The 21514-nt window shown below is 45.7% G+C and carries 21 protein-coding genes and 1 other annotated feature; of the genes, 11 read left to right on the top strand and 10 right to left on the bottom strand.

Annotation, left to right across the window (positions count from 1 at the left end; genetic code table 11):
* Positions 1-60 precede the first annotated feature (60 nt).
* From hpf to yjjX, 3 genes are all read left to right on the top strand, one after another.
* Positions 61-387 (top strand): ribosome hibernation-promoting factor, HPF/YfiA family, encoded by a 327-nt coding sequence (hpf, locus tag BIW15_RS13235; protein WP_005468590.1) that lies wholly within the window; start codon positions 61-63, stop codon positions 385-387.
* Between the two features lie 107 nt (positions 388-494).
* Positions 495-617: a sequence feature (Phe leader region), on the top strand.
* 13 nt (positions 618-630) lie between these two features.
* Positions 631-1809, top strand: a complete 1179-nt coding sequence (pheA, locus tag BIW15_RS13230) for a prephenate dehydratase (RefSeq protein ID WP_005468591.1) — start codon at positions 631-633, stop codon at positions 1807-1809.
* A 24-nt stretch (positions 1810-1833) separates the two neighbouring features.
* On the top strand, positions 1834-2367 hold the full coding sequence (gene yjjX / locus BIW15_RS13225) for an inosine/xanthosine triphosphatase (protein ID WP_031810323.1): 534 nt from the start codon (positions 1834-1836) through the stop codon (positions 2365-2367).
* A gap of 48 nt (positions 2368-2415) precedes the next feature.
* Here the strand turns inward: yjjX and trpR are convergent, their stop codons facing one another.
* Together trpR and sltY are read right to left on the bottom strand one after the other, a co-directional pair.
* Positions 2416-2727 (bottom strand): trp operon repressor, encoded by a 312-nt coding sequence (gene trpR, locus BIW15_RS13220; RefSeq protein ID WP_005497218.1) that lies wholly within the window; start codon positions 2725-2727, stop codon positions 2416-2418.
* Positions 2728-2740: 13 nt separating this feature from the next.
* A complete protein-coding gene (gene sltY, locus BIW15_RS13215; RefSeq protein ID WP_029785163.1) occupies positions 2741-4687 on the bottom strand; it encodes a murein transglycosylase in 1947 nt (648 codons plus the stop codon).
* A gap of 362 nt (positions 4688-5049) precedes the next feature.
* Between sltY and ettA the strand changes: the two genes are divergently transcribed.
* From ettA to BIW15_RS13195, 3 genes are all read left to right on the top strand, one after another.
* The gene (ettA, locus tag BIW15_RS13210) at positions 5050-6717 is read left to right on the top strand and encodes an energy-dependent translational throttle protein EttA (protein ID WP_005460278.1); all 1668 of its coding nucleotides are present in this window, start codon (positions 5050-5052) and stop codon (positions 6715-6717) included.
* A 303-nt stretch (positions 6718-7020) separates the two neighbouring features.
* A complete protein-coding gene (locus BIW15_RS13200) occupies positions 7021-7389 on the top strand; it encodes a PilZ domain-containing protein (RefSeq protein ID WP_005497212.1) in 369 nt (122 codons plus the stop codon).
* Positions 7390-7417: 28 nt separating this feature from the next.
* Complete coding sequence (locus BIW15_RS13195) at positions 7418-8419, top strand: M23 family metallopeptidase (RefSeq protein WP_005477915.1); 1002 nt, start codon at positions 7418-7420, stop codon at positions 8417-8419.
* 62 nt (positions 8420-8481) lie between these two features.
* Here BIW15_RS13195 and tyrA read toward each other — a convergent pair whose 3' ends face one another.
* The 3 genes from tyrA to nagZ all read right to left on the bottom strand — a co-directional run bounded on the left by tyrA (position 8482) and on the right by nagZ (position 11899).
* On the bottom strand, positions 8482-9609 hold the full coding sequence (gene tyrA / locus BIW15_RS13190; RefSeq protein WP_020904200.1) for a bifunctional chorismate mutase/prephenate dehydrogenase: 1128 nt from the start codon (positions 9607-9609) through the stop codon (positions 8482-8484).
* A 25-nt stretch (positions 9610-9634) separates the two neighbouring features.
* Positions 9635-10708, bottom strand: coding sequence for a 3-deoxy-7-phosphoheptulonate synthase (locus tag BIW15_RS13185; protein WP_005488320.1), 1074 nt, complete (start codon positions 10706-10708; stop codon positions 9635-9637).
* A 207-nt stretch (positions 10709-10915) separates the two neighbouring features.
* The gene (gene nagZ / locus BIW15_RS13180; RefSeq protein WP_021454358.1) at positions 10916-11899 is read right to left on the bottom strand and encodes a beta-N-acetylhexosaminidase; all 984 of its coding nucleotides are present in this window, start codon (positions 11897-11899) and stop codon (positions 10916-10918) included.
* Between the two features lie 99 nt (positions 11900-11998).
* On the opposite strand from nagZ, the gene BIW15_RS13175 reads away from it, so the two are divergent.
* On the top strand, positions 11999-13111 hold the full coding sequence (locus BIW15_RS13175; protein ID WP_077281142.1) for an anhydro-N-acetylmuramic acid kinase: 1113 nt from the start codon (positions 11999-12001) through the stop codon (positions 13109-13111).
* Between the two features lie 36 nt (positions 13112-13147).
* A complete protein-coding gene (murQ, locus tag BIW15_RS13170) occupies positions 13148-14074 on the top strand; it encodes an N-acetylmuramic acid 6-phosphate etherase (RefSeq protein WP_017449483.1) in 927 nt (308 codons plus the stop codon).
* A gap of 79 nt (positions 14075-14153) precedes the next feature.
* Here the strand turns inward: murQ and BIW15_RS13165 are convergent, their stop codons facing one another.
* Entirely contained in the window at positions 14154-14486 is a 333-nt protein-coding gene (locus BIW15_RS13165; RefSeq protein ID WP_005460263.1) for a hypothetical protein, read from the bottom strand.
* A 139-nt stretch (positions 14487-14625) separates the two neighbouring features.
* Positions 14626-14967, bottom strand: coding sequence for a DUF2799 domain-containing protein (locus BIW15_RS13160; RefSeq protein WP_005460271.1), 342 nt, complete (start codon positions 14965-14967; stop codon positions 14626-14628).
* A 273-nt stretch (positions 14968-15240) separates the two neighbouring features.
* On the opposite strand from BIW15_RS13160, the gene BIW15_RS13155 reads away from it, so the two are divergent.
* From BIW15_RS13155 to btsR, 3 genes are all read left to right on the top strand, one after another.
* Complete coding sequence (locus BIW15_RS13155) at positions 15241-16725, top strand: carbon starvation protein A (protein ID WP_069508639.1); 1485 nt, start codon at positions 15241-15243, stop codon at positions 16723-16725.
* Between the two features lie 145 nt (positions 16726-16870).
* Positions 16871-18541: a sensor histidine kinase gene (locus BIW15_RS13150; protein ID WP_017449481.1), complete on the top strand. Its 1671-nt coding sequence runs from the start codon at positions 16871-16873 to the stop codon at positions 18539-18541.
* A 31-nt stretch (positions 18542-18572) separates the two neighbouring features.
* The gene (gene btsR / locus BIW15_RS13145) at positions 18573-19301 is read left to right on the top strand and encodes a two-component system response regulator BtsR (RefSeq protein WP_005460295.1); all 729 of its coding nucleotides are present in this window, start codon (positions 18573-18575) and stop codon (positions 19299-19301) included.
* 76 nt (positions 19302-19377) lie between these two features.
* Here btsR and ispH read toward each other — a convergent pair whose 3' ends face one another.
* The 3 genes from ispH to lspA form a co-directional block, all read right to left on the bottom strand.
* Positions 19378-20343 (bottom strand): 4-hydroxy-3-methylbut-2-enyl diphosphate reductase, encoded by a 966-nt coding sequence (gene ispH, locus BIW15_RS13140; RefSeq protein ID WP_005460282.1) that lies wholly within the window; start codon positions 20341-20343, stop codon positions 19378-19380.
* 24 nt (positions 20344-20367) lie between these two features.
* Positions 20368-20799, bottom strand: a complete 432-nt coding sequence (gene fkpB / locus BIW15_RS13135; RefSeq protein ID WP_011105680.1) for an FKBP-type peptidyl-prolyl cis-trans isomerase — start codon at positions 20797-20799, stop codon at positions 20368-20370.
* A gap of 156 nt (positions 20800-20955) precedes the next feature.
* Positions 20956-21465, bottom strand: coding sequence for a signal peptidase II (lspA, locus tag BIW15_RS13130; RefSeq protein ID WP_005460289.1), 510 nt, complete (start codon positions 21463-21465; stop codon positions 20956-20958).
* Between the last annotated feature and the right edge of the window lie 49 nt (positions 21466-21514).

The following is a 21514-nucleotide window of genomic DNA, read 5'->3' as shown; positions in this document are numbered from 1 at the left end:
TATCCTTAAAGCGGTAATCTGAACTCAACCCATGAGGGATGCAACAGAGGAAAAACACTTATGACAATGAATATCACTGGCAAAAACATCGAAATCACCTCTGCAATCCGTGCTCATATTGAGAGCAAGTTTAAAAAACTGGAGAAATGGCAAGTCGACATTATTGGATGCCAAGCAACTTTCAGTGAGGAACCGAATAAACAGAAGAAATTCGAAGCGGTAATTAAAGTTCCTAAAGGCCAACTTGTCGCCTCAGCAACTCACGAAGATCTTTACGCAGCTATCAATGAAGTGGAGCAAAAACTAGAACGACAACTGAATAAGCTAACCCACAAACCTGAAGCTCGTCGTGCCAATAAACCTGAGCTAGTGGAAGAAGAAGAGTAAACCGACCAGATTGAGGAAGTAGCGCCGAAAGGCGCTATTTTTTTGCTTGACGCTCCCCGCCTGCTTGCTTATTGTGTTTAAACACTCATAAATTAAGCACTATTTATGCACTTAACCTCACTGTTTATTTTTGACTTCTTTTTCCTTCCATAGTTGGAGGGGCTAACTCGTTTGTGAAAGAAAAGTCAAAAACAAACAGAAAGCCTCCCCACTCGGGAGGCTTTTTTTATAAGGAAAGAATTGATGACTGACCAACCTATTTCCCTTGAAGAAATTCGTTTACGCTTGAATGAGCTTGATGACCAGCTCCTTAGCTTGCTGTCTGAACGCCGTAAACTCAGCATTGAAGTAGCCAAAAGCAAAGTACAAACCTCAAAACCAGTTCGTGATGCCGTTCGAGAGCAACAACTGTTGGTTAAGCTGATTTCCAACGGCCGAGACAAATACGAACTCGATGCTCAGTACATCACCAAACTTTTCCACACCATCATTGAAGATTCGGTCTTACTTCAACAAGGTTATCTGCAAAACCTTGTTAACCCGCAACAAAGCCGCAAGCCACTTGCACGCGTCGCTTTCTTGGGAGCCAAAGGTTCTTACTCGCACTTGGCAAGCCGCGAATATTTCAGTCGTAAAAATACCGAGCTTATCGAGCTAAATTGTGAGCATTTCAAAGAAGTGACTCGAACGGTGGAATCAGGCCATGCTGATTACGGTGTGCTGCCCATCGAAAACACCAGCTCGGGCTCGATCAATGAAGTATATGACCTACTGCAACACACCACGCTGTATATTGTTGGTGAGCTGACTCAACCTATCGAGCACTGCTTAGTTGCAACGAAAGACATTCGCCTCGAAGACATCAAAACACTGTACTCGCATCCGCAACCGCACCAGCAGTGCAGCGAATTCTTAAGCCGTATGAAAGGCGTGAAACTTGAGTCTTGCGCAAGCACAGCAGACGCGATGCAAAAAGTCCAAGAGATGAATCGTGATGATGTGGCCGCAATTGGTAATGCTTCAAGTGGTAAGTTGTACGGCCTGCAAGCGATCCAAGGCAACATCGCAAACCAAACCGAAAACCACACACGCTTTATTGTCGTCGCGCGTAAACCAGTTGAAGTCTCAACACAAATTCCAGCCAAAACGACGTTGATTATGTCGACCTCCCAAGAGGCGGGCTCATTGGTTGAAACTCTACTGGTACTGCAACGCTACGGCATCAATATGACTAAGTTAGAATCGCGTCCAATCATGGGTAATCCGTGGGAAGAAATGTTCTACGTTGATCTAGAAGCGCACCTAGGCTCAACCGAAATGCAGCAAGCATTGCAAGAGCTAACAAAAATCACTAAACACTTGAAAGTACTGGGTTGTTATCCAAGCGAAAACATCAAACCAACGCAAGTGAAATTGAGCTAATAGACATCGATGAGTAAAAAGATCATGGCAACCCAAAAAGTCGTTATCGCCTCTCTAAACCCTGCAAAAATCAATGCGGTAAAGAGTGCATTTCAAAGCGCATTCCCTCAACAAGCTTTTGAGTTTGTCGGCATCAGCGTTCCGAGTGAAGTCGCCGATCAGCCGATGACTAACGAAGAGACCCATCGCGGCGCACTCAATCGAGTTAAAAATGCTAAATTGGAAATGCCAACCGCAGACTTTTATGTTGGCTTAGAAGCTGGAATTGAAGGCAATGTGACGTTTGCGTGGATGGTGATTGAATCAGATACCCATCGTGGAGAATCTCGCTCAGCCAGTTTGATGCTACCGCCAGAAGTATTAGCTCAACTTGCAGATGCTAATGAACTTGGTGATGTGATGGACAAAGTGTTTGGCACTGAAAACATCAAACAGAAGGGCGGCGCAATCAGCTTGCTGACCCAAAACCAATTAACTCGTAGCTCGGTGTATCATCAAGCGTTAATTCTGGCGCTGATTCCATTTACGAATCCAGACCACTTCCCTGCCAATCTTTAATTCGAATTACCAGATACGAAAAAGGGCGGATATTTCCGCCCTTTTCTGTTACTTCGCGACTTGAGCCACTTGCTCTAGTAAGAGTTTCAGCTTGTCTTTTTCCGCTTCGGATTTCGACTTCAACTCATTTGAGCCACGAGTGATCGTGGCAATGCCAACACCAAGCATCTGACTGATCTGACGTTGAGATAATTCCCCTTTGAGAAGCTCATTAAGAATGTTAACGCGTGCAGTTAATGATTCCCTCTCATCAGGTGTCATCAGCATGGTTAACAACATCTCATGTTGCTGGCTATCCACGCTGGATCGGATTAGCTCGACAATCTGTTGCCAGTCTCTGTACTCGGGTTCGTGTGACATCAAGTTACCTCACTCAATACTTGGTATTGATCTCGTGTTGATTCAAGAACGCGCCGTCGATACCCAAAAGATCACGATAGTAGGTTTCAAACATCAAAATGTTTTGCACATACCCACGAGTTTCGTTAAATGGAATCGCCTCAATAAAGGCGTATGCGTCCACTTTGCCTTGGGTTCGCTCTCGCCACGTTTTTACTCGGTTAGGGCCAGCATTATAAGCGGCGAGCGCAAAAATACGATTATTATCGTAATCCTCTAGCAAACCTTGCAGATAATGGCTACCGATCTCGATGTTTTTGCCAACGTTGTATAAATCATCGCTACCTTGATAAGTCAGCTTGTATTTACGCGCCGTGTACTTCGCAGTCGCAGGCATGATTTGCATGATACCGCGAGCCCCTACCGGAGAACGCGCCTCTGAATCCAATGCACTTTCTTGTCTGGCTAACGACATCATCGTAATCGGGTCGATGTCATGCTTCTTCGCATAAAAGTTGAACCACCAGCGGTGCGCAATGGGGAATCGCAGTTCAATATTGTCCCACATTTGCGCTTGGATACTGGCTGTGACGGTTAGGTGATGCCAATTCTTGGATGAGGCATACGCCGCCAACATCGCCTTTTCATCTTTACCTACTCTACTCAGCAAATGCGCCCACTCACTTTTCGCTGCCGCAATTTTATCTGTCGCAATCAACTCTTCAATACGAGTGAGAGAGTTTTGATACGGGTGGATAACCTTAGTATCGAGCTTAATACGATGAGATGGATATTTGATTGACTGACCAATCGCATTCGCCGCAGCCACGCTGTAGAAATTGCGCTGACCAACTAAGGTCGCCAATCGCTGTTTGCCAGCAATATCATCACCCAGCGCAATCTCACTTCGACCTAACCAATATTGCCAGCGAAGCGAGGCTTGCTCATCTTTGTTGAGTACGGCAATCCACTGTTGAACACCTTTCCAATCTGCATTTTGAATTGCTAGACGGATACGATTTTCGATCAAAGCGACATTTTTACTGGTTTTCGTCTTATCATCTCGCCATTTGGCTAGTGAATCGGATTCAGTACGAATCAGACGAATCGCAATGTAGTCCGCAAGTGCTTGGGCTTTTTCTGCTGAGAATTTTTGTCCTTTCACGACTTGCGTATACGCTTTTTGAGCTTGATTGACATCCATGCGGGCTAGCTTTTCTAACGCATACTCACTCTGAGCACGATAAAAGTCGTTGGCTGGCTTTTTCTTAGCAAACTCAGCCACCGTCGCAGGTTTATCAAACAACGCTTTCATTTCTTGCGCTTGTTGTTTCGCTTTTGCAGAGCTTGGCAGCTTTTGCAAATAAGCCATCAAACTACCGTTACGAGCATCAAACGCCAACAACATGCGTTGCAGAACCAAATCGTCTGTACGTCCACCCGCTTTATCCCAAGCATTAAATAACGGGTCACACTCACTCGCGATGCTAGAACCGCTTAGCCACATGTCTTCTGCGCCTTTAAAGGCTGCAACTTGTTTGCCTTGTTTTAACTGAGCAACGTAAAAAATACACTGATAACGCTCACCACTTGGAATGACTTTTTGAAACTCAGTGATGGTTTTCCAATCTTTCTGTTTGTACAAGTTATCGAGATAAGGCGCACGAATGCGACGTGAGAAAGGGAACGCCTCATGCTCATTAATGAAAGCATCCACTTGTTGTGGTGATTTCATGGATAGCTGCCTGATGAACGTTCGGTAATCCACATAAGGAGTCAGTGGATAATCAGCAATTTTTGGACGAATAGATAAGTATCCGTCAATGTCATTCTTATCTAATAAATCTTGAGCTTGTTCATATACTTCGCGCTGCTTTTCTAAGCTGAGCGACGCGTTTGCCGTCATGCTCACTGCACATAACGCAGCGGCATAACACACGTTTTTAGCCAATTCAGATACGTTGAATCTCATTTGTGTCATTTTCCCCAGACATTTACTGCCCCAAAGCTAGTTTTCTTAGAGTTCAGTGTTTTGAAGGCGCTTTGAATCCATGCATTCATTCGTTTGGAATGCGGCTATCACTGTAAAACAACTTGGTGTATTAAAATTTGTACTCGTGAAACTTTTAAGACAATAGAGGCATGATGTTCCCAATAAGCAATGCAGACGCTCCTAAAATCAAAGCGAATAACAAAAGTGTATACCCTAACCGTGTAAGTTTCCGGTCAGCTGAAAATAAGAAATCTCATCCATAGGGAAATTCTTGCAATCCGGTAACAAAACAAAGGGAGTTGGTATAAAATAGTGGGTTTGAATGACAGTTAATTTAGGAACGATCGGCAATGGCTGAATACGTATATACCATGTCGCGGGTGAGCAAAATTGTGCCACCTAAGCGTCAAATTCTTAAAGACATCTCTCTGAGCTTCTTCCCTGGTGCGAAAATCGGTGTTTTAGGTCTGAACGGTGCAGGTAAATCTACCCTGCTACGTATCATGGCTGGTATCGACACGGATATCGACGGTGAAGCACGTCCACAACCGGGCCTAAACGTTGGCTACCTACCGCAAGAACCAGTACTCGATGAATCGAAAACCGTTCGTGAAGTCGTTGAAGAAGCAGTTGCTGACGTTGCTGACGCACTGAAACGTCTTGATGCTGTGTACGCTGCATACGCAGAACCAGATGCAGACTTTGATGCCCTAGCGAAAGAGCAAGGTGAACTAGAAGCTTTGATCCAAGCAAAAGACGGCCACAACCTAGAAAACACGCTAGAGCGTGCGGCAGATGCACTTCGTCTACCTGAATGGGACCAAAAAATCGCTCACCTATCTGGTGGTGAACGTCGCCGTGTAGCAATTTGTCGTCTGCTTCTATCGAAACCAGACATGCTACTACTCGACGAACCAACCAACCACTTGGATGCAGAGTCGGTTGCATGGCTAGAACGCTTCCTAGTGGATTACTCTGGCACTGTTGTGGCGATCACCCACGACCGTTACTTCCTAGACAACGCAGCAGGTTGGATTCTTGAACTTGACCGTGGTGAAGGTATTCCATGGGAAGGTAACTACACCTCTTGGCTAGAGCAGAAAGATGCACGTCTACAACAAGAAGCATCACAAGAAAGCGCTCGCCAAAAGACCATCGAGAAAGAACTTGAATGGGTACGTAAAAACCCTAAAGGTCGCCAAGCAAAATCTAAAGCACGTATGGCGCGCTTTGAAGAGCTACAAAACACTGAGCACCAAAAACGTAACGAAACCAACGAGCTGTTCATCCCACCAGGTGAGCGTCTAGGTGACAAAGTGATTGAAGTGAAGAACCTGACTAAGTCGTTTGACGGTCGCGTTCTGATTGATGACCTATCGTTCAACATGCCTAAAGGTGCGATCGTGGGTATCATCGGTGCCAACGGCGCGGGTAAATCAACGCTATTCAAGATGCTAAGCGGCACTGAACAACCTGACTCAGGTACCATTGAGATGGGTGACACAGTAAAACTCGCATCTGTTGAGCAGTTCCGTGATTCAATGAACGATAAGAACACGGTATTCCAAGAGATTTCTGAAGGCGCTGACATCATCAAGATCAACAACTTTGAAATCCCTGCGCGTGCGTACTGTTCACGTTTCAACTTCAAAGGCTCAGACCAACAGAAAGTGATTGGCGAGCTATCTGGTGGTGAGCGTAACCGTGTACACCTAGCAAAACTGCTTAAAGCGGGCGGTAACGTACTACTACTCGACGAACCAACCAACGACCTTGACGTTGAAACGCTACGTGCTTTAGAAGAAGCACTACTAGAGTTCCCGGGCTGTGCAATGGTTATCTCGCACGACCGTTGGTTCCTAGACCGTATTGCAACGCACATCATCGACTACCGTGACGAAGGCCAAGTTAACTTCTACGAAGGTAACTACACTGAGTACATGGATTGGTTGAAGAAAACGTTGGGCCCTGAAGCTGCAGAGCCGCACCGCATCAAATACAAACGTATTGCGAAATAATGATTACGACAGACTGACACCGAAACTTACGCTTTCTGGAAAGTCTGTTGGTAATTTATACAAAGGCCGCTATCATAGCGGCCTTTGTCGTATACCCCAGCCAGTTAAAAGCGCCTTTCTGGGCCATTTTGATTGGCGTTATTAAGGTATTTGATGATTTGAGAGTCATTGGGTCAGTGAAAAACATGACCGTGTACTTACGTAACTCTGTAGCGTTCTCGACAGTTTTTAAACAACATTCGAACACTTTTTGTTCTTCTTGATATACTATTCAATCTGTTTAAATGCCTTAGAGAGCGCAATATGACGGAGAAAAGACGCTTTTCACGCATCATCTACCAAGCTCCAGCTCAGTTAGAACAACGTGATTTGAGACTTAACGCTACGATTCAAGATCTTTCCTTACATGGTTTGCTCTTACAAGCCGAAGGCTTAGATACATTGAATCCTGCACTTTTAGTTGATGTCGGTTTCTCGTTCCACCAGTCTGAACAAGAGATTACGTTAACGGCACAGATCGTAGACGTCGCTCAAGACCAAATACGGCTCAAGATCACCAACATCGGCATTGAAAGCATTAGCCAATTAAAACGATTTATCGAATTGAATGTAGGCAATAACGAACTTCTGAATCGAGAGTTAGACCATCTTTCCGATTTAGGGGAAAAATAAATCAACGCCTATTTAAGTAACAATAATTATGTCTAAAAAAATCATCATGCAGATCCCCACTAAAAACGGTGATCAGCAATTTTATTTGGGCCGCGGTTCGGTCCTAACCATATTAACTTCGATCATCGCCTTACCTGCCGTTGTCGGCGGGGCTTGGTATTTGAACCAGCAACAGATTCATAATCAGACAACGCTGGCGCAAACCATTACCAAACTAGAAAGCGAGAAAGCGGAAATCACAGCGCTCTATGAAGAGCAATTGGATACCAACCACTCTCTCTCTCAAGCTTTGACGGACAAGAACAACCAGATTCAGCTGCTCGGAAAGCGCGTATTTGATGTGGAATCAGTACTCGGCCTTGCTGATGAAGAGCTGTCTATCGATGAGAACAACCTCGCCTTAGAAGAGCGAATTGATGCGGCAGCTATAGATTCTGCGGTTCGTGCAACCATGTTCCGTTTGATTCCGAATGACAGCCCAGTGACGTATCAACGAATCTCTTCTTCTTACGGCAGTCGGATCAATCCTATCTCAGGCAGAAGACACGTGCATACTGGTATCGATTTGACCTGTAAGCGCGGTGAAGAAATTCTCGCACCTGCAGACGGTGTGGTTGAAACCGTACGTCCAGGAAACAAAGGTTATGGTAACTACCTCACCCTTCGTCACTCTTTTGGTTTCTCTAGCTCTTTCGCTCACTTGAACAAGTTCAATGTCAAAAGCGGCCAGTTTGTTAGTAAAGGGGATGTCATTGCGCAATGTGGTAACTCAGGAAATTCAACCGGCCCACATTTGCACTATGAAGTGAGATTTCTAGGTCGCACACTTAATCCTCAATCACTAATGGAGTGGACGCCAGAAAACTTCAACTACGTGTTTGAGAAAGAGAAGATGGTGAAATGGGGTCCATTAGTTCAGTTGATTGATAATGTAGTGCGTCTACAAATCAACTTAACTAACTCACCCTACCGCGACACAACGATTAATACTGTTTCCAGTGAAGACAACAACGAAACGATTATTAACTGATGTCATTCGCTTGAAATAGAAAGAGCAGCCTAGAGCTGCTCTTTTCTTTTAAGAGGATAACATTATCCACGATGGATATTGTCATTCGCCTGTTTCAGTAAGTTTTGGCTCTCGTTCATAAATTGCTGAGAGTATTGGCCAAACCAATCACTCACCTGCTCAAAACTTTCTACAAATTTGGCCTTGTCTTTGCTGTCTAAAATCGCAAGCGCTTCCCCAAAGCGTTGATGGAAACGTTTGATCATATCGATGTTCTCTTGCGATGCGAGAATGATGTCACCGTAGAGATTTGGATCCTGCCCAAACAGACGCCCCACCATTGCCAATTCAAGACGGTAGATTGGCGAGCTCAGTTTCAACAGTTGCTCGATATTCGGGTTCTCTTTGCTAAGGTGCATTCCGTAAGCAAATGACGTGAAGTGGCGCAGCGCTTGAATTAACGTCATGCCATGATCGTGCTCTTGCGCATCAATCTGACACAAGCTCGCGCCCCAAATACCAAACTGTTGTAACAACCATTGGTATTGCTCGTTACCACGCCCATCACAGTACACAATCACCTGCTTGGCAAGGCTAGGAACATCAGGGCCGAACATCGGGTGTAAACCAACCACAGGTCCAGCGTGCACATTCAACATCGCTTGCAGCGGCTTTGACTTGATAGACGTCAGGTCACACAGAATGCAGTCTTGTGGCAAGTTGCCCAGTTTTTCAATCACCCCTTCCGTCAGGTGAATCGGTACGGTGACAACCACTAAGCCTGCGTCTTTGAGAATCTCATCTGCACGATCCCAATCTTTGCTACCCAAAACTTTCACTTGGTAACCTGATAGCTTGAACATGCGGCCAAACAGACCGCCTAACTGGCCATTACCACCAATAATGACCACTGAGCGTAATTCTGGGTTCAAACACTTAAAACCGGAATCTTTCTCGCTGGCATAAGACTCACGCATGGTACGACGAAGAATGTCTTCGATAAGCTGAGGTGGGACACCCATTTTCTCAGCTTCTGCTCGGCGAGACGCCAGCATCGCCGCTTCACGATCAGGGGCATAAATAGGCAAACCGTGTTCGCTTTTTACTTCCCCAACTTTTTCTACCAGCGCTAAACGCTGAGCCAAAAGCTCAAGCATTTGTTTGTCGACTGCATCAATCTGATCGCGCAATGCGTTAAGTTCAACTGCCATTGATGTTCCTTAAATAAGTTCCGTTTTAGCCTTTAAGGCGGTTTTCTAAGAAAGGCACCAGCTCTTCGTGTGCATGACGTAATAGTGCCTCAGTTGACTCCCAATTAATACAAGCGTCAGTGATAGATACGCCGTATTTCATCTCATCCAAAGCCAGATCAGAAGATTGATTACCTTCATTGATGTGGCTCTCGATCATCAAACCGATGATCGACTTGTTCCCTTCACGGATTTGGTGAATCACATCTTCTGCGACCAATGGCTGACGACGGTAATCTTTGCGTGAGTTTGCATGGCTGCAATCCACCATCAATGACGCTTCAAGACCTGATTTCGCCATTTCTTGTTCGCATTCAGTAACGGATACTGAATCGTAGTTCGTCTGTTTACCACCACGTAAGATCACGTGGCCATTCGGGTTACCTTGGGTTGTGAGCAACGCAACTTGACCTTCACGGTTGATACCCATAAAGCGGTGGCTAGAAGAGGCTGCCTGCATCGCATTGATTGCGGTTGCCAAACTGCCATCTGTGCCGTTCTTAAAGCCAATCGGCATCGAAAGACCACTAGCCATCTCACGGTGTGTTTGTGATTCTGTTGTGCGTGCGCCGATCGCTGCCCAACTAAAAGTATCGGCTAAGTATTGTGGGCTAATTGGGTCAAGAGCTTCGGTTGCAAGTGGGATTTCCATTTCCGCCAGTTCCACCAGCAGTTCACGTCCTACATGCAGACCGTGTTCAATGTCGAAGCTGCCGTCTAGGTGTGGGTCATTGATCAGGCCTTTCCAGCCGACCGTGGTGCGCGGCTTCTCAAAGTAAACACGCATTACAATATACAGTTGATCGCTTAGTTGTTCAGAAAGAGCTTTTAGACGCTTCGCGTAATCCTTTGCGGCTTCGATGTCATGGATAGAGCATGGTCCACATACGACAAGTAGGCGATGGTCTTTTTTGTGAATGATGTTGGCGATGGTTTGGCGAGATTCTTGAATAAAACGGCGCGCCTTTTCACTAAGAGGAAGCTTCACTTTTAGCTCATCTGGCGTAATAAGAACCTGTTCATCGCTGATGTTTATATTGCTCAATTCACTTTTTTGCATAATTCAAACCTGTATATTTATTTTTACACCCAACCAAATCCTTGGCGAGACAACTAAGCTTTAACGACAAGATAACAGGCTAAAAAAGAAAAACAAGCGTACACAATAAAAAACATTTAATGTAAATTAAAATTTACACTAAAAGAAAAAGCCAAAGTCTAATGAGCTTTGGCTTCTAATTGGTGTTTTTAACAGTTTACAAGAGGTTTAGCTGGTCAAGCGTTTCATCGCTTCACTCGCCGCTTTCCACTCATGAGACAATTTGAGATCGCTTAAAGAAAACGACTGCTTTTTGAGTAACGCATCCGCTAGTGGCACGGTTGAAACAGGCAAGTTATCCAACACTTCAACTTGTGCTTCACGCTTATTACACATCAATAGCATATCGCAACCGGCTTTCATGGCTTGAGCCCCACGCTCAGCTGGGCTGCCCATGATCGCTGCACCTTCCATCGTCAAATCATCGGAGAAAATTAAGCCTTTAAAACCAAGCTGTTGACGTAAAACGTGTTTCAACCAGTATTCAGAACCACTTGCGGGCTGAGAATCGTAGTTCGGGAAAATCACGTGAGCAGGCATCATGGCATCTAAAATACCGGCATCAATTTGCGCTTTGAAGATAGCCATGTCTTGTTCAAAAATGTCACTGCGCTCGTCGTATGGCGTTTCTAAGTGTGAGTCAGCAATCACACCACCATGACCTGGGAAGTGTTTTCCGGTCGTCGCCATTCCTACGCTCTTCATACCCTGCATATAAGCGGTGCTATAACGAAGGATGGTATCGGCATCTTCACCAAATGCACGGTTACCGATCGCTTTACATTGATGACCTTTGTCGAGCACGGGTGCAAAGCTTAAATCGATGTCGTGAGCAATCAACTCGGCTGCCATTAGCCAACCGCCCATACGTGCTAGCTCTTCGCCATTTTGATGTTTGGCGTATTCGTCGGCGGCAGGGATTAACGAGAAACCTTCACGAAAGCGTTGTACTCGCCCGCCCTCTTGATCCACACCAATCAGGAATGGGCGTTTCACAGCTTTGCGGATAGATTGAGTAAGTGCTTGAAGCTGTTCACTATCATGATAGTTACGAGTAAATAGGATCAAGCCACCAACCGTAGGATGTTCCAGAATTTCTTTGTCTTCTGCGGTCAGTTCATAACCCGCAACGTCAACCCATAACGGTCCCATTTTTTCTCCTCAAAATCGGCTGAATATCTCGTATTCGATGAGGTTATTCGCTTCAGATTTGCTTTACAATAAGTGAATGAAGAATTGACGAGATCGGCTATGAAATTTAACGAACTGTACATTGGTGTGATGTCTGGAACCAGTATGGACGGCGTTGATACCGCTCTGGTTGAGATTACAGATAATCACGTTCGCTTAATTGCGCACGACGACTATCCAATGCCTGCGGCGATGAAAGAAATGCTGTTATCGGTTTGTACCGGTCAAGCGACAAACTTAAAAGCCATCGGTGAACTTGACCACCAGCTCGGCCACCTATTTGCAGATGCCGTGTTGCAGCTACTCAATAAGTCTGGTTACGTCGCAGAACAAATTCGTGCGATTGGTAATCACGGTCAAACGGTATTCCACCAACCTACTGGAGAGTTACCCTTTACCACTCAATTGGGCGATGCCAACATTATCGCGGTCAAAATAGGCATTGATACGGTAGCGGATTTTCGTCGTAAAGACATGGCGCTAGGTGGACAAGGAGCCCCACTGGTTCCCGCTTTTCACAAAAGCATCTTTGCCATGCAAGATTCCACAACGGTCGTGCTAAACATCGGCGGCATTGCCAACATTTCGGTTTTGCATCCGCAGCAACCCGTGCACGGCTACGATACAGGGCCGGGCAATATGTTGATGGACGCATGGTGTGAGCGACATACAGGTCACGGTTTCGACAAAGACGCGCAACTTGCCCTGCGAGGCAGCGTCAACGAAGCATTGCTGGCTCATTTACTTAAAGAGCCTTATCTCGCAATGTCTGCCCCGAAGAGTACTGGACGTGAACTGTTCAACATGGATTGGCTACATCACCAGTTAGTAAATTACGATGTATCCGTCGAAGACGTCCAACGCACCTTGTGCGAATACACCGCAATCACTATTGCGCATGACGTAACAAAGTTCACGTATGGCGAGACTCCTCAGCTGTTGGTTTGCGGCGGGGGTGCACGCAACCCACTTTTGATGCAACGTTTAGCGGAACTTCTCCCCCAATGGCATGTGACAACCACTACCGATAAAGGCGTTGATGGCGACTACATGGAAGCTATGGCGTTTGCTTGGCTTGCGCAGCGCCATATTCATGGCCTCCCTAGCAATTTACCGGAAGTCACAGGGGCAAGTCGCCTCGCTTCACTTGGTGTGCTCTATTCAAAAAATTAAGGGCAATAGACCCTAAACAAAAAGGCTTAATTCATTATGACGAACGATGCACTTATCGCAGCTTTATCCCATTTGGTCTCTGAAGGGCGAAATCCAGATACCATGGACATCGACTTGCTGCCTTCTCTCGATATTGTTCAACGCATCAACCAACAGGACAAACTCGTTCCGCTTGCCGTTGAAAAAGTGCTGCCTGAAATTGCTCAAGCGGTCGATAAGATCACCGACGCCTTTAAAGTGGGTGGACGCTTAATTTATATGGGTGCAGGCACGAGCGGCCGTTTAGGTGTACTGGATGCCTCGGAATGCCCACCAACGTTTGGCGTATCGGACAAAATGGTGATCGGCCTTATCGCTGGTGGCCCAGAAGCGATACTAAAAGCCAAAGAAGGTGCAGAGGACTCACCTCAACTTGGTGAGCAAGATTTAAAGGCTATCGACTTCAGCAGCAATGATGTACTGGTAGGAATAGCAGCCAGTGGTCGTACACCTTATGTGATTGGCGGTTTGGAATACGCGAATACGATTGGTGCAACTACCGTTGCGTTGTCGTGCAATCCGGACTCTCCTATCGCAGATATTGCCGATATCGCAATAAGCCCCGTTGTTGGCCCTGAAGCCTTGACGGGGTCCACTCGCTTAAAATCAGGCACCGCGCAAAAGTTGGTGCTCAACATGCTCACTACAGCAAGTATGATCCGTTTAGGTAAGAGCTACCAAAACTTGATGGTGGACGTGAAAGCGACCAACAACAAATTGGTCGCGCGTGCTGCTCGCATTGTTATGCAGGCGACGGAGTGCACTAAAGAAGAGGCAACCGAGGTACTTAAGCAGACCAATTATGAGGTGAAACTGGCGATCTTAATGATCTTGACCGATCTTGATATCGAGTCCGCACGTCAGCACCTTCATCATCAAGAGGGCTTCTTGCGTAAAGCGGTAGAAAGCCACAAAGCAAACTGACCTAATGTAAGAAGGTTGGATAGTAAAAAGGTGGCTCATGGGCCACCTTATCTTTTTGCCGGAGCTGATACATCAAGCATCAATCCTCGTCATACAACCACTCATCAAATTCGCGATTTAACTCGTTATTCACCTTACGCTTGAGCTGGTCTGGATCAGTGGCATTTTTAACGCGTTCCACTTTATTCGTGTACTGGCTTGTCGCCTCGTTTACTTCCCGTTTCATTTTGTTTTGCACGTAAGTCCCGTTGGTGAGATCTTCAATATCCCGCTTGGTATTATTGAGCGTATTCGTAATCTGATGCTTGTTATGGTCGTATTTGCGTTTCGCTTTGATCGTGTCTTTCAGCACATTGCCGGCACTTGCGGTTAGCGGCAGTAATACTAACGCAACTAAAAAGTACTTTTTCATATTTCAATATCACTTATTACTCAATCTCAATGAGCCAAGTAGACCAAAGCGATCCGATAGAATTGTCAGAAGTTCAACAAGCCAAACTATCGTCTTGATTATGAAACAGAATGAGTCTTGGCGTTAATTACTGTATTTATTAATTACTGTATTCGTTCCAGCCTCGTTGCCATTCCATACGGAATTTTTGCGCTTGCTCAGTGCCCTCACAGACACCCTCATAATATTGGCCAGATAGACCCATTTGATAAGCAAAGTCTGGATTGCAATATTCAGCGACACCTTCCAAATAGCCACGGTCATAATCACCAGGATTAGCAGTGCCCAACGTTTTCAGCTCTTTTACACTACGAGAAGTGTGCCCTGCGATGCCATCTTGATAACCAATCTGATACCAATCACCCGATTTGGCGAGATCTTCCGTGGTTGCAGCACACCCAGCCAATAATACCAGCGCCAACCCCAACGTCGCTTTTTTCATAACTCTTCCTTAACTGATTGTTTTCAAAACAAGCTTATCACTAATTCTCAGAATCTGCCGCTCAACACTCAGATTTCGCCGCTCACGCAACCGCTAAACCACTTAATGATGAAACGCGCCACTCACGAGCATCACAAACCACTCAATCGGTATATCGACCACTCGCTACTCTATTCGACCACTCATCTACTAAGCGAATGCATTTAACACAAGTGCCGCATAACATGCACCCTGAGATTAAAAAATTACCCTACCCAACCAAGGACAATTGCTATGATGTGGTTTCTAACTTGTGTCGCTGCCCTCATCGGCGGATACTTCATCTACGGCGCTTTCGTTGAGAAAATTTTCGGCATCAATGAGAAACGCCAAACCCCTGCACACACCAAAACGGATGGTGTTGACTTTGTTCCAATGTCAACAAAGAAGGTTTACCTAGTTCAGCTACTTAACATCGCTGGTGTAGGTCCTATCTTTGGCCCAATCATGGGTGCACTTTACGGCCCAGCCGCAATGCTTTGGATTGTTGTAGGTTGTATCTTTGCAGGTGCCGTACACGATTACTTCTCAGGTATGCTTTCAGTGCGTAACGGCGGTGCATCAGTGCCAACGATTACTGGTCGCTACCTAGGTAATGGCGCAAAACACTTTATGAATATCTTTGCCATTGTCCTGTTGCTTCTTGTTGGTGTGGTATTCGTATCAGCGCCAGCGGGCATGATCACAAACCTAATCAATGATCAAACCAGCCTAAACGTAAGCATGACAACAATGGTTGTGGTTATTTTTGCTTACTACATCATTGCGACAATCGTTCCAGTAGATAAGATCATCGGTCGTTTCTACCCCCTATTTGGCGCACTACTTATCTTCATGTCGGTTGGTCTAATGACTGCGGTTGCTCTATCTAGCGAGCACACAGTGATGGGTGATTTCCAAATAACAGACATGTTCTCTAACCTAAATCCAAATGACATGCCTTTATGGCCTGCGCTGTTCATCACTATCGCTTGTGGTGCAATCTCTGGCTTCCACGCAACTCAGTCGCCACTAATGGCGCGTTGTATGGAAAACGAGAAAAACGGTCGCTTCGTATTCTATGGTGCAATGATTGGTGAAGGTGTTATCGCTTTAATCTGGTGTGCTATCGCCCTTTCATTCTTCGGCTCTCTAGAAGCGCTTTCTGAAGCAGTGAAAAACGGTGGTCCTGGTAACGTGGTATACAGCGCGTCATTTGGCCTACTAGGTGTATTCGGCGGTATCATTGCTTTCCTAGGTGTGGTTATCCTACCAATCACATCAGGTGACACAGCGTTCCGTTCAAGCCGTCTAATCCTTGCTGAATACTTCAACATGGAACAGAAAACACTACGTAACCGTCTACTAATGGCTGTACCGCTATTCGTTATCGGTGGTGTGTTGACTCAAGTAGACTTTGGCATCATCTGGCGTTACTTCGGCTTCGCAAACCAAACAACCGCAGTAATGATGTTGTGGACTGCGTCAGCTTACCTACTACGTCACAACAAACTGCACTGGATTACGACTATCCCTGCAATGTTCATGACTACAGTGTGTGTAACTTTCATCCTAAACAACAGCTCACTAGGTTTCGGCCTACCAATGCAAGTGTCGACTATCGCAGGGGTCATCTTCTCCCTAGTCGTTACAGGTTACGTTATCAAAACCTCTAAAGGTAAAGGCGAATCTGAACTGGCGGATGAAGAAAAACCACAAGCAGTAACAGAAACTGCGTAAGCCAACCTCATATTGACTGGTTAAGACAAGGAGCCTGCCGTTTGCAGGCTCTTTTTGTTTTATACCTAAATGACTTTAAAGGCCGATAAAACCTTGAGGTTGTTTAGGTATACAATAACAACATTAATTTCAGGTTAGGTTCGCTATGGAACTGGTTATCTCTCTCTTGCAGCAAATGTGTGTTTACTTAGTCTTGGCTTACATGCTGAGTAAAACACCCATCATCTTACCGCTACTGAGTATTTCGTCTCGCCTTAGCCATCGTTTGATTTGCTACGTGCTCTTTTCTGGCTTTTGTATCCTCGGGACGTACTTTGGTCTACACATCAATGATGCTATCGCCAACACCCGTGCCATTGGCGCTGTCATGGGCGGGTTGTTCGGCGGGCCAGTAGTTGGTTTTGCTGTCGGCTTAACTGGCGGGATCCATCGTTATTCCCTTGGCGGCTTTACCGACCTAGCCTGTGCTATTTCAACCACTGCTGAAGGCGTGATTGGTGGCTTGTTACATGTCTACCTTATCAAACGCAACAAGGGCGCATTGCTGTTCAACCCAAGCGTGGTGTTCAGCGTGACATTTGTTGCCGAAGTTGTGCAGATGATTTTGTTGTTGGCGGTAGCCAAACCCTTCGACCAAGCCTACGAACTGGTGTCAGCGATTGCCGCTCCGATGATCATTGCCAACTCGTTCGGTGCCGCACTTTTCATGAGCATCCTACAAGATAGAAAAACCATTTTTGAAAAGTACTCCGCAACCTTTTCACGCCGCGCGCTTACCATCGCCGATCGATCCGTAGGCATTTTGAGCAACGGTTTTAACACCGAGAATGCAGAAAAAATCGCTCGTATCATTTACGAAGAAACCAAGGTTGGCGCAGTTGCAATTACTGACCAAGAGAAGATTTTGGCGTTTGTCGGTATTGGCGATGACCACCATAGACCGAATACGCCTATTTCATCGCAAAGCACATTAGATTCGATGGAGAAAAACGACATCATCTACCTTGATGGTACAGAGCGTCCGTATCAGTGTTCTTTGGCGAAAGATTGCAAACTCGGTTCGGCGTTGATCATTCCATTGCGTGCGGGTAAAGCGGTCATCGGAACAATCAAACTCTATGAACCTAAGCGTAAGCTGTTCTCAACCGCCAACATGTCAATGGCAGAAGGGATAGCTCAGTTGCTCTCCAGCCAAATTTTGTATGGCGATTATCAGCAACAACAAGCGCTGTTAGCGCAGGCAGAAATCAAACTGCTGCACGCGCAGGTAAACCCTCACTTTTTGTTTAATGCACTTAATACCATCAGTGCGATTACGCGCCGCGATCCAGATAAAGCCCGTGAATTAATTCAAAATTTATCGCACTTTTTCCGCAGCAACTTAAAGCAGAACATTAATACGGTGACGCTGAAAGAAGAGCTTGCACACGTCAATTCTTACCTCAGTATCGAAAAAGCACGCTTCACGGATCGCTTGGAAGTAGAAATAGATATCGATCCAAAATTGCTCGATATCAAGCTGCCAAGTTTTACACTTCAACCCTTGGTGGAAAATGCCATCAAACACGGCATCTCCAATATGCTTGAAGGTGGAAAAGTAAAAATTTACAGCGAAGCGCACCCTCAAGGACACCTGATTACGGTCGAGGACAACGCAGGCAGTTTCCAGCCACCAAAAGACAACCACTCAGGTTTAGGCTTGGAAATTGTAGACAAACGTCTCACTAATCAATTTGGGCGTGACTCAGCGCTAAAAATTGCGTGTGTGACGCATCAATTTACTAAAATGAGCTTTATCATTCCCCCGAAATCATAAACCCAATCAGCAGCAATAAAGGTAATGTTGGATGTTAACCGCACTCGTCATTGATGATGAACAGTTTGCTCGAGAAGAGCTGGCAGAGCTCTTGGATGAAACAGGTCAAGTGGAGGTGGTCGGTGATGCGTCCAATGCCATCTTGGGCCTCAAAAAAATCAACGAGCTCAAACCTGATGTGGTGTTCTTAGATATCCAAATGCCTCAAGTAACCGGGATCGAGCTGCTTGGCATGCTCGATCCTGAAACCATGCCGTATGTGGTTTTTGTTACCGCTTATGACCAATACGCAATCCAAGCTTTTGAAGATAACGCGTTTGACTATCTCCTCAAACCTGTCGACCCATGCCGCTTGAACAAAACCGTTAAGCGCCTAAACAAGGTGATCAGTCAATCCGCGTTAACTCAACAACTGTCTGCGATTACACCCGATACTTTGGATCAAATTCCTTGTATTGGACACAATCGGATTGTGATCATGGCAACCGAGACGGTGGAATGTGCTTATAGCGATATTAGCGGTGTGCATGTACGTTCCACCAGCCAAACAGCAAGCACTCAGCTCACGTTAAAAACACTGGAAGAAAAAACGCCCTTAGTGCGTTGTCATCGCCAATATTTAGTGAGCATTAAAGCCATCAGTGAAATCAAGCTGCTGGAAAATGGTCTAGCCGAAATCATCACTAAAACAGGCTTTGAGATTCCAGTAAGCCGTCGTTACCTCAAAGTACTCAAAGAGATGCTAGGTATCAGCCATTAAGTGCCGAATATGAGCGAAACATGCGATCAAAAAAGGCGACCTTGAGGTCGCCTTTTGAATATTCGATAAATGGATATCAGTCCACTTGCTTGATTTGCAGCTCTTTTGGTACTTCAAAGAACATGTTTTCTTCTCGACCTAAGACTTCATCGACTGAGCGTGCACCCACTAGCTCTTTGATACGCTCAAGAATCTGATTCACCAACTCTTCTGGTGCAGAAGCACCCGCTGTCACACCTACTTTTGTCTTGCCTTCAAACCACTCTGGCTTGATATCTTCAGGACAATCAGTCAAGTAACCAGGCGTGCCAAGTTTCTCAGCCAACTCTTTAAGACGAGTAGAGTTTGAAGAATTCTTAGAACCCACAACCACCATTACATCCACATCACCAGCCAGCTCTCGCACGGCATCTTGGCGGTTTTGTGTTGCGTAACAAATATCGTCTTTACGCGGGCCTTGGATGTCAGGAAATACGCGGCGTAGCTCTTCAATCACATCAGCGGTTTCATCGACAGACAATGTGGTTTGGCTTACATAGTGCAGATCCGATGGATCTTTCACGATCGCTTTTAGTTTCTCAACGTCCGCAGGAGTTTCCACTAAGTACATGCCGCCAGTTTCGCTTGAGTACTGCCCCATGGTACCTTCGACTTCTGGGTGACCAGCGTGACCAATCAGAACCACTTCCATATTGCGGCGGCTTGCACGCGCAACTTCCATATGAACTTTCGTTACCAATGGGCAGGTTGCATCAAATACCGTCAGATCACGCTGTTTTGCTTCTTGGCGAACCGCTTGCGATACACCATGAGCAGAGAAAATCACGATGTTGTTGTCAGGCACTTCATGTAGCTCTTCAACGAAGATAGCGCCTCGTTGCTTTAGCCCCTCAACCACAAAACGGTTATGTACCACTTCATGGCGAACATAAATCGGTGGCTGATACAGCTCTAGTGCACGCTCTACGATGCTAATCGCACGGTCAACACCAGCACAAAAACCGCGTGGGTTAGCTAATAGGATTTTCATTTCATTGCTCATGGAAATTATCTTTTATTGGGTTGGCTATTCTACTGACAAAATTTCGACTTCGAAAGTCACGTCTTGTCCCGCTAGAGGGTGATTAAAGTCTACCGTTACCGAATCGCCAGCAATCTCAGTAATGATGCCCGGAATTTCCATACCATCAGGGCCACTGAAAGCCATGATAGTACCGACTTCAACTTCCGCTTCACCAACAAATTTGGTGCGATCCATATGATGAATATGGTCTGGATTAGGCATACCAAAAGCATCTTGCGCTTTGAGTTCAATCGCTTTGTTCTCACCAGATTGGAGACCCACCAAGCACTGCTCGAAGTTCTCACTTAGGCTACCGTCACCCATCACAAACTTCGCTGGTTTGCCCATATTATGAGTGCTGTCTGCCACCGAACCATCTTTCATTTTGATCGTAAAGTGCAGGGTTACTACCGAATCATTCGTTATTGTTGTCACGTTACTGCTTCCTTGTTCTTGGGTCATTACGTCTATCCGCTTTGTCTTTTTATACACTGATGTGCGGATTTGCGCTTCAACATAATAAAAAGCGTCGTACGAATCAACGGACGACGCTTAGGGTTATTCGACTTTTCCAATATACATGGCCACGATTTAGGCTTTTGCTGTGTCTTTCTTGCGAAAGCCGTCTAGGATAATCATCGCCGCACCAAGACAAATCGCCATATCAGCAAGGTTAAATGCCGGCCAGTGATAATTGCCCCAGTAGAAGTCTAAGTAATCGACCACAAAACCATGGATCACGCGGTCAAATACGTTGCCAACGGCACCACCAATAATCATGGCGTAAGCAATGTTGTTCCACTTTTCTTTTGCAGGAAGCTTACTCATCCAATAAGTCAAAAGACCTGTGACTACAAACGCGATACCGGTAAACAACCAACGTTGCCAACCCGCTTGATCGCTCAAAAAGCTGAAAGCTGCGCCATAGTTGTGAACATAGAGAAGATTGAAGAAAGGCAAAATTTCAATTCGGTTTGCCCAGCCATATCCCATGTTGTTCATGACAACGTATTTAATGCCAATATCGGCCAAAAAAATCACAATCGCTAGCCACAGCCAACGTACACCTGATTGCTTTAACGTCAGTGCTTTTTCACTCATTACTTTACCTACAAACAGCCCCAGTAAATACTGGGGCTGTTAATTTTAA

This window comes from Vibrio sp. SALL6, from assembly GCF_002002385.1.
In the GTDB taxonomy this organism is placed as follows: domain Bacteria; phylum Pseudomonadota; class Gammaproteobacteria; order Enterobacterales; family Vibrionaceae; genus Vibrio; species Vibrio parahaemolyticus.
The sequence above is the reverse complement of the archived record's forward strand: the minus strand, read 5'-3'. Positions and strand labels throughout refer to the sequence as shown.